Raw genomic sequence first — 15,521 nt, 5'->3', positions numbered from 1 at the left:
GGCTCCGGGCCGGGTCGGCCCGCCATGCCGGCACGCCACCGGGGCGATCGCGCCCGGTGGCTGCGCAGAGCGTAACGCGCGCGGCGGGTGACGGACCGGGCGGCGCACCGACGCCGGTGGCCCACGGCCGGCCACGGATGGTGTTGACTTGTCTGGTGGCGACGGGCAGAACAACACAGCGCAACGGTGCACCGGGATATTCCCGGCGAAACGTGCTGCGCGCCGGGGCGCTGGTGGTGGTCGGCGGTGCGGCCGTACCGCTGACCGGCTGTGATCTTTTCGACCGCGACGACGACAAGCCGCCGCCGCCCGATCCGCTCGAGCCGCTGGCGGCCGAGTCCGCCGCGCTGGCCGCCCGGCACCGGGCCGCCGCCGCCACGGACCCGGCCCTGGCCGACCGGCTCACCCCGATCGCCGACGCCCACCAGGCCCACGCCGACGAGTTGCGCCGGGTGATCGGCCGCCCAGCGCCGTCCGCCGCGCCGACCGGCACGCCGGAGGCGTCCGGCGCCGCGGAGCCCGCCGACCCGCTGGCCGGGCTGCGCGAGGCCGAGCGGATGGGCCGGGACAACGCGGCCAAGGCGTGCGCGGCGGCGCCGGCCGAGCGGGCCGCGCTGCTCGGCTCCATCGCCGCCGCCCGGGCGACCCACGTGGAGGCGCTGAAGTGATCCCGCGTACCGCCCCCGCCGGGCCCGCCGAGGCGCTCGCCGCCGCCCTCACCGCCGAGTACGCGGCGATCTGGGCGTACGGCGTGATCGGCGTCCGCCTCGCCGACGCCGCCCGTACCGCCGCCCGCACCGCCGAGGCGGCCCACCGGGCCCGCCGCGACGCCCTGATCCTCCAGCTCAGCTCCGGCGGCGGTCAGGTCCCCGCCGACCGGGCCGGGTACGCCCTGCCGTACCCGGTGACCGACCAGGCGAGCGCGCTCAAGCTGGCGGTCGAGGTCGAGGAGCGGACCGCCGGGTTCTGGCGGGCGGCCCTGCCGCACACCACGGGGGCCGACCGGAACCGCGCCCTGGCCGCGCTGACCGACTGCGCGCTGCGCGCCACCCGGTGGCGGCGGACCGCCGGGGTGACCCCGCTCACCGTTCCCTTCCCCGGCCGCCCGGTCTGAGCGACGTCCCAGCTCAGGGCGCGGGCGTTCCGGTTGCGGGTCGCATACCAGGTATGCATACTCCGTTGCCATGTCCATCCGTCACGGGCTGCTCGCCCTGCTCGAACGCGGCCAGATGTACGGCTACCAGCTGCGCGCCGCGTTCGAGGAGTCGACCGGCTCGACCTGGCCGCTGAACATCGGGCAGGTCTACACCACCCTCTCCCGGCTGGAGCGGGACGGCCTGGTCCGTCCGCTGCCGGAGCACGAGGGCGGGCAGCGGCCGTACGAGATCACCGACGCCGGGCGGGCGGACCTGGCACTCTGGTTCGCCACCCCGATCAGCCGCACCGACCGGCCCCGGGACGAGCTGGCGATCAAGCTGGCCCTGGCGCTGACCACCCCGGGGGTGGACGTCCGCGCGGTGGTGCAGACCCAGCGCAGCGCGACCATGCGGGCGTTGCAGGAGCTGACCCGGCTGAAGTACGCCAGCGACAAGCCGGAGGACCTGCCCTGGCGGCTGGTGCTGGACGCGATGGTCTTCCAGGCCGAGGCGGAGATCCGCTGGCTCGACCACTGCGAGACGAGCCTGGTCCGCTACCGCCCCGCGCCGTCCCGGCCGGCCGCGCCAGACGCCCGGGCGGTGGACCACCCCGACCAGACGGTCCACCGGTGAGCGCGAGGAGCGAGCCGGGCCTGCGAGCCCCGCGGTCGCGGGCGGGGGTGGTCCGGTGAGCGACGGGGGCGACGCCGTGCTGGAGCTGCGGGACGTGCACCGGACCCACGGCGCCGGGGAGGCCGCCGTGCACGCGCTGCGCGGGGTCAGCCTCACGGTCCGCCCCGGCGAGCTGGTCGCCGTGATGGGCCCCTCCGGCTCCGGTAAGTCGACCCTGCTGTCGCTCGCCGGCGGGCTGGACCGCCCCACCGCCGGCGAGGTGCTGGTCGAGGGGGCGGCGCTCGGCGCGCTGGGCCGCCGGGAGCTGGCCGGGCTGCGGCGGCGCCGGATCGGCTACGTCTTCCAGAATCTCAACCTGCTCGGCAGCCTCACCGCGGCGGAGAACGTCGCGCTGCCGCTGGAGCTCGACGGGACGGGCGTCCGGCAGGCCCGGCGGCTGGCCCTGGCCGCGCTGTCCGAGGTGGACCTGACCGGGCTGGGCGGCCGCTTTCCGGACCAGATGTCCGGTGGCCAGCAGCAGCGGGTGGCGATCGCCCGCGCCCTGGTGGGCGAGCGTCGGCTGGTGCTCGCCGACGAGCCGACCGGGGCGCTCGACTCGCAGGCCGGGGAGGCGGTGCTGCACCTGCTGCGCCGCCGGGTGGACGCCGGCGCGGCGGGGGTGCTGGTCACGCACGAGGCGCGGCACGCCGGCTGGGCGGACCGGGTGGTCTTCCTCCGGGACGGGGTGCTGGTCGACTCGACGGCGCCGCTGGTCGGCGTCGAGCAGCTGCTGACCGGCAGCGGACGGTGAGTCGGGGCCGGTTCGCCGGGGCGGTCGGCTCGTGGCTGGTCGCGCTCCGCATCGCACGCCGGGAGGCGCGGCGGGCACGCGGGCGGACCGCGCTGGTGCTGGCAATGATCACGCTGCCCGTGCTGGCGCTCAGCTTCACCGCGGTGAGCTGGGACATGGCGGAGCTGACCCGGGCGGAGAAGCTGGACCGGCGGCTCGGGGGCGCCGACGCGGAGCTGCGCTGGTCGGCCGAGAACGCGCTGGTCCAGGACGCCTGGGGGGAGAGCTCCTGGCCGGCCGAGGGCGAGACGGTGCCGCGTACCCGCCCGGTGACCGCCGCCGAGATCACCGCGCTGCTGCCGCCGGGCAGCCGGGTCAGCCGGGTCCGCTGGTGGGTCCCGTTCGAGGTACGGCTCGACGACCGGAACGTGTCGTTCGACGCGCGGAGCCTCGACCTGACCGATCCGGTCGCCCGGCCGCTGGCCAGGCTGCGCGCCGGCCGGCCGCCGACCGCGCCCACCGAGATCGCGGTCAGCCGGCCGGCCCTCCGCCGGCTGGGCGTACCGCTCGGCGGCACGGTCCGCACCGCGGACGGCGGGGGGCCGTACCGGGTGGTCGGGGTGGTGGAGTTCCCGGACAACCTGGGCGAGGTGGTCGCGTTGCGGCCGGAGGCGCCGGCCGGGCCGGTCGCCCCGCCCGATGAGAGCTGGCTGGTGGACGTGCCCGGGCGGCTGGACCCGGTGCTGGTGGACCGGCTGAACGCGCGCGGCGTGACGGTGACCGCCCGCACCGCCGTCCTCGGCCGGGACGACGCCGCCGGCGACGTCACGTCGGCACCGGACGTGGCGGAGGCGGGCGACGCGGTGCTGGTCGGCGGTCTCGGTCTGCTGGAGGTGGTGCTGCTGGTCGGGCCGGCCTTCGCGGTCGGCGTCCGGCGGCGACGCCGGGACCTCGCGCTGGTCGCGGTGGCCGGCGGGGACCACGTGCACCTGCGCCGCGTGGTGCTGGCCGACGGGGTGTTGCTCGGCGCGGGCGGGGCGGCGCTCGGCCTGCTGCTCGGCACCGCCGCGGCGTTCGCCGGCCGGCCGCTGATCGAGCAGTACGTCACCTCCGCCCGGTCCGGCGGGTACCGCGTCTTCCCGGCCGCGCTGGCCGCGATCGCCGCGGTGGCGGTGCTCGCCGGGGTGCTCGCCGCGCTGGCCCCGGCCTGGGCCGCCGCCCGCGAGGACGTGGTGGCCGGGTTGGCGGGGCGGCGCAGCCCACCACGGCACCGCCGGCGCTGGCTGGTCATCGGGGTGCTGCTCACCGTCGGCGGCGCCACCGTCGCCGCGCTCGGCGCCGCCCGGACCACCCCGACGGTGATCCTGGCCGGGCTGATCCTCGGCGAGCTGGGGCTGGTCTTCGGCACCCCGACGCTGATCGGACTGCTCGCCGGGGCCGGCCGGCTGCTGCCGCTGGCGCCGCGGCTCGCGCTGCGCGACGCGAGCCGCAACCGCGCCTCCGCCGCGCCGGCCATCTCCGCGGTGATGGCCGCGGTGGCCGGCAGCGTCGCCCTCGGCGTCTACGTGGCCAGCGACGACGCCCGCTCCCGGGCGGACTGGCAGCCGGGCATCCCACCCGGGAACGTGCTGCTGCTGCGGTCGGACGCGGCCGGCGCCGAGCTGCCCCCGCTGGCGCAGGTGGCCGAGGAGGTCCGGGCCGTCCTGCCGGACGGCACGGTGGCCCGGCTCGAGGTGCCCGGCTGCGCCGCGCCGACCTCCCCGGACGACTACTGCCTCGCGGCGGCGGTGGTCCCGCCGGACCGGGAGTGCCCGTACGAGCTGACCGGTTTCCTGACCGCCGACGGTCGCCGACGGGCCCTCGCCGACCCGCGCTGCACCCGACCCTCGCGCAGCCCGGACGGCCTCTACCTGCCGGCGTACGTGGACAACGGCTCGGCCCTGCCCGCCCTCACCGGGGCCCCGGCCGCCGAGGTGGCCGCCGCGACGCGCGTGCTGCGGGCCGGCGGGGTGGTGGTGACCGACCCGCGGCAGGTGGTCGACGGGTGGGTGGCCGTCACCGCCAGCCGGAACGCCGCCGGGCGTCCGCCGTCCACCGTCACCGCCACCCTGCCCGGGTACGCGCTGCGCGGCGGTCTGCCGGTCGACCGGCTCTTCCTCTCGGCCGCGGCGGCGGCCCGGCTCGGCCTGGTGGGCGAGCAGCTCGGCTACGCGGTCGACACCACCGGGCCGCCGACGGCGGCGCAGCAGCGACGACTCGTCGCCGACCTGCCGCGGCTCGCCGCGCTGCAGGTGCAGGTGGAGCAGGACGAGCCGTACTCGGACCGGCGGCCGCTGCTGCTCCTGCTGGCGATCGGCTCCGGCGTGATCACCCTGGGCGCCGCCGGGGCGGCCACCGGGCTCGCCGCCGCCGAGGGCCGTCGGGACCTGTCCACCCTGGCCGCGGTGGGGGCCAGCCCCCGGGTACGCCGGGTGCTCTCGCTCTGCCAGGCCGGCGTGATCGCGGTGCTGGGTTCGGCGCTGGGCATCGTCGCCGGTCTCGGCTCGGCGCTGATCATCCTGTCGTCGGTGAACCGCCGGTACGCCGCGGCCTGGCCGGTCGAGACGCCGTACCCGGTGGTGGTGCCCTGGTTGACCCTCGGCGTGCTGGTGGTGGTCCCGCTGCTGGCGATGCTCGGGGCGGGGCTGATGACCCGGTCCCGGCTGCCCGTGGAGCGCCCGCTGGAGTGACGGGCTCCGATGTGGACCGCTCCGCTCGGGGGGTGCCGCCGCGGCGGCGGAGCCGGCAGACTGGCCCCGTGTCCGTCCTGGAACCCTCACGCGCCGACTCGGCCACCAGAAGTGGTTCGGCGCCACGATGCGCCTGTTCGTCCCCGCCGACCGGCTGGTCGGCCGGCTCACGAAGGGCCGGGTGGTCGCGTTCGGCCTGGTGCCCTCCCTGGTCATCACCACCACCGGCCGCCGCTCCGGTCAGCCCCGCAGCAACCCGCTGCTGTACGTGCCGGACGGCGACGGGTACGTGGTGATCGGGTCGAACTGGGGGCAGCGGCACCAGCCCGGCTGGGCGATGAACCTGCTGGCCCAGCCGGCCGCCGAGGTGGACGTCAAGGGGCGCCGCCTCCCGGTCCGCGCCGAGGTGGCCACCGGCGCGGAGCGGGACCGGCTGTGGCGGCTGCTGGTCACCGAGTGGCCCGCGTACCGGACGTACGTCGAGCGGGCCGGCGGCCGGGAGATCCGCATCTTCCGGCTGGTCCCGGTCGGCGCGAAACGGACCGACACCGACCCGTCCTGACTTCCGGGCGCGCCACGCCGGCACGGCGGACGGGCGTGGCTAGGGTGGTGCGCGAGGCGAGCGCGGCCGGACGGCGACGCCCCGGGTCCGGTGGTCCGGGCGTGGACGGGGGTGACCGGTGGACACCAGCGGCATGGAGCTGGGGACCGACCCGCACCTGGCCGATCCACGGTGGCGGGTCGCCGAGCGGGTGAACGCCGCGGTGCTGCGCCGGTTCCCCGCCGACATCCTCGCCGTCGCGGTGCACGGCCCGCTGGCCCACGGCGACGACGACGGCGGCGGGGACGGCGAGGTCGGGCTGCTGCTGGCCACCTACCGGCCGGGCAACGGTCCGGCCCCGGCCACCCGGCGGGTGGACGGGGTGCTGGTCGACCTGACCGTCGCCGGGGCCGACGACTACCTGCGGCAGGCCCGCACGATCACCGCCCTCTGGCCGCTGGCCGCCGACCGGTACGTCACCACCCGGGCGCTGCACGACCCGACCGGGTGGCTGCCCGCCCTGCGCGACGAGCACCTGGCCCGGCTGGCCCGGGCCCGACCGGCCGAGTTCAGCACCGCCGCCCGGCAGGCGTGGTACCGGGGCAGCGCCGCGCACGCCCGCGCCGCCCGGCTCGCCGAGTGGTACGAGACCGACCAGGCGCTGCTGATGCTGGGCGAGGCACGGCTGGCGGCGGCCACGGTGAACGGGCTGCTCAGCCGCACCTACTTCCGGGACCCGGGGGACGCGGTCCGGCGTACCGGGCTGGCCGGGGCGGACATGACCGAGGTCGGCGCGGTGCTGGCCCGCCAGGCCGAGGAGCTGGCGGCCCGTGGCCGCCCCGTCGACGGCACGGTCGACGACCTCCTGGACGCCTGACCGCGCCGCACCGGACGGGTCAGCCGATGCCGCCCTGGATGCCGATGAAGGCGCCGACCAGGTACGTCGCGCCGGCGGCGGCGGCGCCGAGCAGGAACTGGCGCAGGCCGCTGGTCCACCAGGGACGGTTGGTGAACCGGGCGACGACCGCCCCGGCCACGAAGAGCCCCACCCCGCCGACGCCGAGCGCCAGCCAGAGGCTGGTGAAGCCGAGCAGGTAGGTCAGGAGCGGGACCAGGGCGCCGACGGAGAAGCAGAGGAACGACGACGTCGCCGCCGCCCACGGGCTGGGCTGCTCGTCGGGGTCGACGCCCAGCTCCTCCCGGACGTGCACCCGCAGCGCCTCCTCCGGGTTGCGCCGGACCGCGTCGGCGACCTGCACGGCCAGGTCCCGGGGCAGCCCGCGGGCGACCCAGGCCTCGGCCAGCTCGCGGGCCTCCGCCTCGGGGTGCCGCTCCAGCTCGCGCCGCTCCTTGGCCACCTCGGCGGCGACCTGCTCGTTGGCCGAGCGGACGCTGGTGTACTCCCCCAGGCCCATTGAGATGGCGCCGGCGACCAGGCCGGCGGCGCCGGTGAGCACGACGCTGCGCGGGGAGACGCCGCCGCCGCCGACGCCCGCGATCAGGGCGATGTTGGTGACCAGACCATCCATCGCGCCGAAGACGGCCGGCCGCAGCCAGCCGCCGGAGACGTCCGCGTGGTGCGCCTCGCGCAGCGCCGCCGGGGTCTCGGTCACGGCAGGGTCAGGATCTCGTAGCCGTCGTCGGTCACGACGATGGTGTGCTCGAACTGGGCCGTCCACTTCCGGTCCTTGGTGACCACCGTCCAGCCGTCGTCCCACATGTCGTACTGGTAGGTGCCGAGGGTGATCATCGGTTCGATGGTGAAGGTCATCCCGGGCTCCATGATGTCGGTCGGCCGGGGGCTGTCGTAGTGCGGCACGTAGAGGCCGCTGTGGAACGCCTCGCCGATGCCGTGGCCGGTGAAGTCGCGGACCACGCCGTAGCCGAACCGCTTGGCGTACGACTCGATGACCCGGCCGATCACGTTGATCTGCCGGCCCGGAGCGACCGCCTTGATGCCCCGCATCATCGCCGTGTGGGTCCGCTCGACCAGCAGCCGCGCCTCCTCGCTCACCTCGCCCACGCAGAACGTGGCGTCGGTGTCCCCGTGCACCCCGTCGAGGTACGCGGTGACGTCGACGTTGATGATGTCGCCGTCCTGGAGCACGGTCGAGTCGGGGATGCCGTGGCAGATCACCTCGTTGAGGCTGGTGCAGCAGGACTTCGGGAAGCCCTTGTAGCCCAGCGTCGACGGGTAGGCGCCGTGGTCGACCAGGAACTCGTGCACCACCCGGTCGATCTCGTCGGTGGTCACGCCCGGCTTGCAGTGCTCCCCGGCCAGCTGGGTGGCCTGGGCGGCGAGCCGGCCGGCGACCCGCATCTTCTCGATGGTCTCCGGCGTCTGCATGTGCGAGCCGCGCCACTCCTGGGGGCGCTTCTTGCCCACGTATTCCGGACGGGCGATGTGGGCAGGCACCGGTCGCCACGGGGAGAGCGTGCCTGGGGTCAGCGGCGCACGGACGGTCATGCCGACAGCCTATCGCCGCACGCCGGGGTGACCCCCGCCACGGCCGGCTCGCGCGGGTTGTTGCCGCGCCCGGCCGGCTGTGCCATTGTGGCTCCGTGGATCAAGGGGGCGCACCTCCCGTCTTCTCCGCCACGGCGGAGGTCGACGGTGATCAGCTCCGCGTGCTGGTGACCGGCGAGGTCGACATGGCCACCGCCGACACGATGCTGCAGACCGCCCTCCGCGAGCCGGCCGGGCACGTCACGCTCGACCTCCGCGCGGTCACCTTCTTCGACTCGGCGGCCATCCACGCCCTGGTCCGGCTCGCCCAGCGCTTCCCCGGCGCGTTGACCGTGCTGCCGTCCCGGCAGGTCCGCCGGGTGCTGGAGATCTCCGGCCTCGGCGAGCAGGAGTGGCTCCAGCCGGCCTGAGTCCGCGCCGCCGACCAGCCCTTCATCCCGCGCCACCGACCGCCCGGCAGCCCGCGCCGCCGGCCGCCCGGCAGCCCGCGCCACCGGCCGGTCCGGCTCAGTCGCGCAGCTGCCGGCGCAGCGTCAACTCGGTGCCCTCGGCGGTACGCCGCACCGTCAGGTCACCGAGCGCCTTGATCAGCGCGAGCCCCCGGCCGCGGAAGCCCGAGCCGGTGGACTCCCGCCACCGCCCGCTGTCGCGGACCGTGGCGACCACCGTCCGGTCCTCGATCGTCACCTCCACCGCGATCACCGGCTCGGTCGGCGACACCGGGTGCTCGATGGCGTTCGCGGCGGCCTCGGAGATCGCCACGGTGAGGTCGAACAGGTCGTCCTCGCCGACCTGGTGGGCGACGAGGAAGTCCTCCAGCCGCTTGCGCAGCACGCTGAGCCGGGTCGGGTCGGCCGGCAGCCGCAGCAGGAACCGGTTCAGCTCGGCCGCCTCCAGCGCCAGCACCGCCACGTCGTCGTGCCGGGGCCGCCCGGCGACCCGCTGCACCACCGCGTCCACCAGGTCGGCCACGTGCTCACCGGGGCTGGCGGCGTCCAGGCGGAGCTGGCCCAGGGCCGTGTCGATGCCGAGCTGCCGGTCCTCGATCAGGCCGTCGGTGTAGAGCAGCAGACGACCGCCGGGGGGCAGGTCGCCCTCGACGGTCCGGTACGACGCCTCCGGGATCGCCCCGATCGGCGGCCCGAGGGCTCGATCGTGCAGGAACGCCACGTCGTCTCCGCGGATCAGCAGGGGGGACGGGTGACCCGCGCTGGCGTACCGCAGCCGGCCGCTGCGCGGGGAGAACCAGAGACAGACGACGGTGGCGAAGGAGCCGCCCTCGGTGGAGCCGACCAGCCGGTTCAGCCGGGTCAGCGCCTGGCCCGGGTCGAAGCCCTCCAGGACGTACGCCCGCAGCGCGTTGCGCAGCTGGCCCATCGCGGCGGCGGCCCGGACGCCCTTGCCCACCACGTCGCCGATCACCAGCACCAGCTCGTCGTCGGCGGCGCCGATGACGTCGTACCAGTCGCCGCCGACCTCGACGTCGGCGCTGCCCGGCAGGTACCGGCTGGCCACCACCGCGCCGGGCAGCTGCGGCAACGTACGCGGCAGCAGGCTGTGCTGGAGGGTGGTGGCGATCCGGTGCTCGGCCTCGTAGAGCTGGGCGTTCTCCAGCCGGACGCCGACCAGGCGGGCCAGCTGGGTCAGCGCGGCCTGCTCGGTGCCGTCGTCCTGGCGCCGCCAGACCCGCAGCTCCCCGAGCTGCTCGCCGGTGGTGCCGCTGAGCGGCAGCACCGCCGACGGCTCCGCGGCGGCCTCGCCGCCGCCGTCCGCCTCGTGGCGGGCCCCGGTGGCGGTGACCACGACCCGGGCGGCCTCGGTCAGGCTGAGCGCGTGCCGGGCGGCGACCTGCACCACGTCGGCCGTGGAGCGGGCGGTGTTGATCGCCACGGCCGCGTCGGCCAGGGCGCGCAGCCGCCGGATGATCTGGCCGCGAAGCTGGCCCAGCTCGACGTTGGCCCGGACCCGGGCGATCAGCTCCTGGCTGGAGAAGGGCTTGGTGAGGTAGTCGTCGGCGCCGACCGAGAGCCCGGCGACCGCCTCGGCCGAGCCGGCCCGGGCGGAGAGCAGCACGATCGGCAGGTGCCGGGTGAGCGGGTTCGCGCGCAGCGCGGTGACCAGCCCGAAGCCGTCCAACCGCGGCATCATCACGTCGGCCAGCACCAGGTCGAACGGGGTGTCGACGGCCAGCCGGAGCGCCTCCACGCCGTCCGGCACGGCCACCACCTCGTAGGCGTGGGCGAGCAGGCGCCTGACGTGTTCCCGCAGGTCCGCGTTGTCGTCGGCGAGCAGGATCCGACCGCCGCCGGCCGGCGCGCCGACCGGTTCCGGCAGGCCGGCGGGCGGCCCGACCTCGTCGGTCCAGAGCGCGGTCTCGGCGACGTAGAGCCGGGCTTGCTCCGGCTCGGTCAGCGGCACCGGGGCGAGGGTGGCCACCCGGTCGGCGGGCAGATGCCCGTACCCGAACGGGACGGTCACGGCGAAGGTGCTGCCCTCGTCGACCCGGCTGCGCACCTCGACCGTGCCGCCGTGCATCTCGACCAGCTCGCGGACCAGTGCGAGCCCGATCCCGGTGCCCTCATGGGTACGCGAGCGGACGCCCGGCACCCGGTGGAACCGCTCGAAGACGTGCGGCAGCTCCTCCGGTGCGATGCCGACCCCGGTGTCGATGACCTCCACCCGGGCGGCGCCCTCGACCGCCCGGACCCGGACCCGGATCTCGCCGTCGAAGGTGAACTTGACCGCGTTCGAGACCAGGTTGAGGACGATCTTCTCCCACATGTCCCGGTCGACGTGGACCGGCGCGGGCAGCGGCGGGCAGTCCACCACCAGGCGCAGGCCGGCCCGCTCGATCGCCGACCGGAAGGTGCTGGCCAGCCGGGAGGTGTAGTCGGCGAGGTCGGTGGGCTGGTACCGGGCGGCCAGCCGGCCGGACTCCAGCCGGGAGAAGTCCAGCACGGTGTTGACCAGCTTGAGCAGCCGCAGCGCGTTGCGGTGCATCATGGTCAGCCGCTCGGTGTACTCCGCGGGCAGGGCGGGGTCGGCGAGCAGGTCCTCCAGCGGCCCCAGGACCAGCGTCAACGGGGTGCGGAACTCGTGGCTGACGTTGGCGAAGAAGTTGGTCTTGGCGCGGTCCAGCGCGGCCAGCTCCGCGGCCCGGGCGCGTTCCTGCTCGTACGCCTGCTGCTTGCCGACCGCGCGGGAGACCTGCGCCGCGACCAGGTCGGTGAAGTCGCGGTACTCGTCGGTGAGCGGCAGGCGGCTGGCGAGGCCGAGCACCAGCACGCCGGCCGGCTCGTTGGTCGCGGTGATCGGCAGCACGAGCGCCCGCTCGGCCGTGTCCGGCGGCAGCCCGCCGAGCAGCTCGACGACGGGAAGGGTCCGGGCGCCGTCCGGACCGCCCGGCACGGGCTGCGCCTCGGGCGGCCCGCCGGCGACCTGGCCCGGCTCGACGCCGGCGCAGCCGGCCAGCATCGGGCTGCCGTCGGAGTCGGACAGCCAGAGCAGGCTGAACGGCACGTCCGCCCGGTGCCCGGCGAGGACCCGGGCGGCGACCTCGCCGAGTTCCGGGATGCTCTGCACGTCGGCGAGCTGGGAGCCCAACTCGGCCAGGGCCTGTAACCGACGCTCGCCGACCACCCGGCCGGTGGTCTCGTTGACGAAGCAGAAGACGCCGTTGACCGTGCCGTCGGCGTCCCGGATCGGGTCGTAGGAGACGTCGAAGTAGACGTCCTCGAGGAAGCCGTGCCGCTCGATGACGAAGGGGTGGTCCTCGCCCCGGTAGGAGTCGCCGGTCCCGCGCACCCCGTCCAGCAGCGGCCCCAGCACGTCCCAGGTCTCCGCCCAGTGCCGGCCGGCCGGCTGGCCGATGACGGCGGGGTGCTTGGTGCCGATGGTCGGCCGGTAGGCGTCGTTGTAGAAGGCGCGGTGCTCCTCGCCCCAGAACATCACGATCTGGGCGCGGGAGGAGAGCATCATGCTGACGGCGTGGCAGAGCGCGGGGGGCCAGGTCGCCGGTCCGCCGAGCGGGATGGTGGACCAGTCGAAGGAGCGCAGTCGCGCGCCCATCTCCCCGCCGGCCGCGAAGGCCGCGGTCAGCAGCGGTGGCAGCTCCGCCTCGCCGGTGCCCGAGGACGAGCCTCGCCCGTCCTCGCCCCCCTGGGCCGAGCCCATGCAGCCTCCCGCTCCGGCCAACGTCCGCGACGGTCGACGAGACCTCGCCGACCGTGCCCGCCTACTACCCAGACGGAGGAGCAACGTAACGCATGGCGGCCGGTGGTCGCTGGTTACCTACGCCTCATCCTGACGTAACCATCGGCGCTCCACGAGCCCGCCGGGCGGGGCCCGCACCGGACCGGCGCGGGGACGGCTCGTCGCAACCGCGGCAATGTGATCTGGGCTACATTTTCGACGGTCGGCGCTGGCCCGCACCGGCGGCCCGGACGAGGGCGGCCACCGGGCGAGGATCCGGGTCGTTCTCCGGATGCCACTGCACGCCCAGCAGGAAGCGCCGCCGCGGATCCTCCAGCGCCTCCACCACCCCGTCGTCGGCCCACCCCGTGACCGCCAGGTCGCCCGGGTCGGCCACCGCCTGATGGTGGTAGGAGTTGACCCGGTCCACCCCGGCCAGCACCGACCCGGCCAGGCTGCCAGGGGCGAACCGCACCGGGTGCGCGCCGTACACCCCGGGCGCCGGCCGGTGCCGGTCGTGACCGACCACATCGGGCAGGTGCTGGTGCAGCGTGCCGCCGTGGGCGACCGCGAGCAGCTGCATTCCCCGGCACACGCCGAGCACCGGCAGGTCCGCGGCGAGCGCCGCGGTGAGCAGGGCCAGCTCGCCCGCGTCCCGGTCGGGGCGGCTCTCGGTACGCGGATCGGGCGGCTGGCCGTACCGCTCGGGGCCGACGTCGGCGCCGCCGGCGAGGAGCAGCCCGTCGAGCACGCCGACCACGTCCGCGTCGAGGTCGTCCGGGGGCAGCAGCACGGCCCGGCCGCCGGAGGCGGTAACCGCCCGGACGTACGCCTGCGGCACCAGCGTCGCCGGCACGTCCCGCCACACCGCCCAGCCGGCCGGCTCGACGTACGCGGTGATCCCGATCAGCGGCCGGCTCACAGCGGAGTCACGTACGCGCCCGTGATTCCGCCGTCCACCACGAACTGCGCGGCGGTCATGAACGACGAGTCGTCGCTGGCCAGGAAGGCCACCGCGGCGGCGATCTCCTCCGGCTGGCCGAACCGGCCCATCGGCACGTGCACCAGCCGGCGGGCGGCGCGCTCCGGGTCGGCGGCGAAGAGCTCCAACAGCAGCGGGGTGGCGACCGGGCCGGGGCAGAGCGCGTTCACCCGGATCCCCTCCCGGGCGAACTGCACCCCCAGCTCCCGGGTCATCGCCAGCACCCCGCCCTTGCTCGCGGTGTACGCGATCTGCGAGGTGGCCGCCCCCATCAGCGCGACGAACGAGGCGGTGTTGATGATCGAGCCCTTGCCCTGCCGGCGCATGTGCGGAATGACGTGCTTGCAGCAGAGGTAGACGCTGGTCGTGTTGACCCGCAGCACCCGCTCCCAGGCGTCCAGGCCGGTCTCCAGAATGGAGTCGTCGTCCGGCGGGGAGATGCCGGCGTTGTTGAACGCGACGTCGACCCGTCCGTGCCGCGCCACCACCCCGTCGAAGAGGTCCCGGACGGCCGCCTCGTCGGCCACGTCGCAGGCGACGAAGTCGCCGCCGACCTCGTCGGCGGCCCGCTTGCCGGCCTCCTGGTCGATGTCGACGCAGACCAGCCGGGCCCCCTCGGCGGCGAACCGCCGCACTGTGGCCAACCCGATCCCGCTGCCCGCTCCGGTCACCACGGCGACCCGGTCCTGTAGCCGTCCCTGCACTGCGGTCACTCCTCTGTCGAGATGAACACGTTCTTGACGTCGGTGAAGGCGTGCAGCGCGTCCGGGCCCAGCTCACGGCCGAGGCCGGAGCGCTTCATCCCGCCGAACGGGGTCCAGTAGCGCACCGAGGAGTGCGAGTTGACGCTGAGGTTGCCCGACTCCACCGCTCGGGCCACCCGGATCGCCCGGCCCGCGTCGCGGGTCCAGATCGAGCCGGAGAGACCGTACTCGGTGTCGTTGGCCAGCCGGATCGCGTCGGCCTCGTCGTCGAACGGGAGCACCGAGACCACCGGGCCGAAGACCTCCTCCCGCCAGTGCCGGTCGGCCGGCGAGTCGGCGAGCAGCACCGTCGGGGCGTACCAGAAGCCGGGGCCGTCGGGGCGGGCGCCGGTGAAGGCGACCTTCGCGCCGTCGACGTACCCGCCGACCCGGTCCCGGTGCGCGGCGGAGATCAGCGGACCCATCTCGGCGGTCTCCGCCGCCGGGTCCTCCACCCGGAACGCGCGCACGGCCGGTTCGAGGAGCTCCAGGAAGCGGTCGTACACCGGCCGCTGGACCAGGATCCGGGAGCGCGCGCAGCAGTCCTGCCCGGCGTTGTCGAAGACGGCGTACGGCGCGCTGGCCGCCGCCCGCTCCAGGTCGGCGTCGGCGAAGACCAGGTTGGCGGACTTGCCGCCCAGCTCCAGGGTGACCCGCTTCACCTGGGCGGCGCAGCCGGCCATGATCCGCGTGCCGATCTCGGTGGAGCCGGTGAAGCAGACCTTGCGCACCGCCGGGTGGCTGACGAACCGTTCCCCCACCACGCTGCCCGGGCCCGGCAGCACGGTGAGAACACCCTCCGGCAGGCCGGCCTCCAGGGCCAGCTCGGCCAGGCGCAGCGCGGTCAGCGGGGTCAGCTCGGCGGGTTTGAGGACGACGGTGTTGCCGGCGGCGAGCGCCGGGGCGAAGCCCCAGCCGGCGATCGGCATCGGAAAGTTCCACGGCACGATCACCCCGACCACGCCGAGCGGCTCGTGGAAGGTGACGTCGAGCCCGCCCGGCACCGGGATCTGCTGCCCGGTCAGCCGCTCCGGCGCCCCCGCGTAGTAGTCGAGCACGTCCCGGACGTTCCCCGCCTCCCACCGCGCGTTGGAGATGGTGTGCCCGGAGTTGCGCACCTCCAGCAGCGCCAGCTCCTCCAGATGCGCGTCCACCATCGCCGCGAACCGCCGCAACACCCGCGCCCGGTCCCCCGGCCCGACCTTCCGCCACGCCTCGAACGCGCCCCCCGCCCGCGCGATCGCCGCATCCACCTCCGCCCCGGTGGCCCCCACCACCTCGCCCAAAACCTCCCCCGTCGCCGGGTTCCTGACCTCACTCACGCCCCCAC

The 15,521-nt window shown here is 75.7% G+C and carries 14 protein-coding genes; 8 read left to right on the top strand and 6 right to left on the bottom strand.

Features of this window, described 5'->3' with window-relative positions; genetic code table 11:
• Nucleotides 1-212: 212 nt before the first annotated feature.
• The 7 genes from EV384_RS12215 to EV384_RS12185 all read left to right on the top strand — a co-directional run bounded on the left by EV384_RS12215 (nt 213) and on the right by EV384_RS12185 (nt 6,685).
• Entirely contained in the window at nt 213-668 is a 456-nt protein-coding gene (locus EV384_RS12215) for a hypothetical protein (protein WP_207232583.1), read from the top strand.
• Nucleotides 665-1,114, top strand: coding sequence for a ferritin-like domain-containing protein (locus EV384_RS12210; RefSeq protein WP_130333028.1), 450 nt, complete (start codon nt 665-667; stop codon nt 1,112-1,114). Before EV384_RS12215 ends, EV384_RS12210 begins: the two co-directional genes overlap by 4 nt.
• A 70-nt stretch (nt 1,115-1,184) precedes the next feature.
• Nucleotides 1,185-1,769 (top strand): PadR family transcriptional regulator, encoded by a 585-nt coding sequence (locus tag EV384_RS12205; RefSeq protein ID WP_130333026.1) that lies wholly within the window; start codon nt 1,185-1,187, stop codon nt 1,767-1,769.
• Between the two features lie 55 nt (nt 1,770-1,824).
• Complete coding sequence (locus EV384_RS12200; protein ID WP_130333024.1) at nt 1,825-2,559, top strand: ABC transporter ATP-binding protein; 735 nt, start codon at nt 1,825-1,827, stop codon at nt 2,557-2,559.
• Entirely contained in the window at nt 2,556-5,267 is a 2,712-nt protein-coding gene (locus EV384_RS12195; RefSeq protein WP_130333022.1) for an FtsX-like permease family protein, read from the top strand. The genes EV384_RS12200 and EV384_RS12195 overlap by 4 nt, the downstream gene beginning before the upstream one ends.
• 127 nt (nt 5,268-5,394) lie before the next feature.
• Nucleotides 5,395-5,829: a nitroreductase family deazaflavin-dependent oxidoreductase gene (locus EV384_RS12190; RefSeq protein ID WP_130333020.1), complete on the top strand. Its 435-nt coding sequence runs from the start codon at nt 5,395-5,397 to the stop codon at nt 5,827-5,829.
• A gap of 133 nt (nt 5,830-5,962) precedes the next feature.
• Nucleotides 5,963-6,685 carry a nucleotidyltransferase domain-containing protein gene (locus EV384_RS12185; protein ID WP_130340465.1) on the top strand — a complete coding sequence of 241 codons (723 nt, stop codon included), beginning with the start codon at nt 5,963-5,965 and terminating at the stop codon, nt 6,683-6,685.
• 19 nt (nt 6,686-6,704) lie between these two features.
• On the opposite strand, the gene EV384_RS12180 is transcribed toward EV384_RS12185, so the two are convergent.
• Together EV384_RS12180 and map are read right to left on the bottom strand one after the other, a co-directional pair.
• On the bottom strand, nt 6,705-7,421 hold the full coding sequence (locus EV384_RS12180; protein WP_130333018.1) for a VIT1/CCC1 transporter family protein: 717 nt from the start codon (nt 7,419-7,421) through the stop codon (nt 6,705-6,707).
• A complete protein-coding gene (map, locus tag EV384_RS12175; protein ID WP_130333016.1) occupies nt 7,418-8,275 on the bottom strand; it encodes a type I methionyl aminopeptidase in 858 nt (285 codons plus the stop codon). Before map ends, EV384_RS12180 begins: the two co-directional genes overlap by 4 nt.
• Nucleotides 8,276-8,370: 95 nt before the next feature.
• On the opposite strand from map, the gene EV384_RS12170 reads away from it, so the two are divergent.
• Nucleotides 8,371-8,685 (top strand): STAS domain-containing protein, encoded by a 315-nt coding sequence (locus EV384_RS12170; protein WP_207232302.1) that lies wholly within the window; start codon nt 8,371-8,373, stop codon nt 8,683-8,685.
• Nucleotides 8,686-8,782: 97 nt separating this feature from the next.
• On the opposite strand, the gene EV384_RS12165 is transcribed toward EV384_RS12170, so the two are convergent.
• The 4 genes from EV384_RS12165 to EV384_RS12150 all read right to left on the bottom strand — a co-directional run bounded on the left by EV384_RS12165 (nt 8,783) and on the right by EV384_RS12150 (nt 15,513).
• Nucleotides 8,783-12,448 (bottom strand): SpoIIE family protein phosphatase, encoded by a 3,666-nt coding sequence (locus tag EV384_RS12165; protein ID WP_130333012.1) that lies wholly within the window; start codon nt 12,446-12,448, stop codon nt 8,783-8,785.
• Between the two features lie 226 nt (nt 12,449-12,674).
• Nucleotides 12,675-13,388: a gamma-glutamyl-gamma-aminobutyrate hydrolase family protein gene (locus EV384_RS12160; protein ID WP_130333010.1), complete on the bottom strand. Its 714-nt coding sequence runs from the start codon at nt 13,386-13,388 to the stop codon at nt 12,675-12,677.
• Nucleotides 13,385-14,152, bottom strand: a complete 768-nt coding sequence (locus EV384_RS12155) for a 3-oxoacyl-ACP reductase (RefSeq protein ID WP_130333008.1) — start codon at nt 14,150-14,152, stop codon at nt 13,385-13,387. Before EV384_RS12155 ends, EV384_RS12160 begins: the two co-directional genes overlap by 4 nt.
• A 5-nt stretch (nt 14,153-14,157) precedes the next feature.
• Nucleotides 14,158-15,513, bottom strand: coding sequence for an aldehyde dehydrogenase family protein (locus EV384_RS12150; RefSeq protein WP_130333006.1), 1,356 nt, complete (start codon nt 15,511-15,513; stop codon nt 14,158-14,160).
• Nucleotides 15,514-15,521: the final 8 nt, after the last annotated feature.

Origin of the sequence: Micromonospora kangleipakensis (assembly GCF_004217615.1) — a bacterium.
Taxonomy (GTDB): domain Bacteria; phylum Actinomycetota; class Actinomycetes; order Mycobacteriales; family Micromonosporaceae; genus Micromonospora; species Micromonospora kangleipakensis.
Note: the sequence above shows the minus strand (reverse complement) of the source record. Positions and strands in the feature narration are given on the sequence as shown.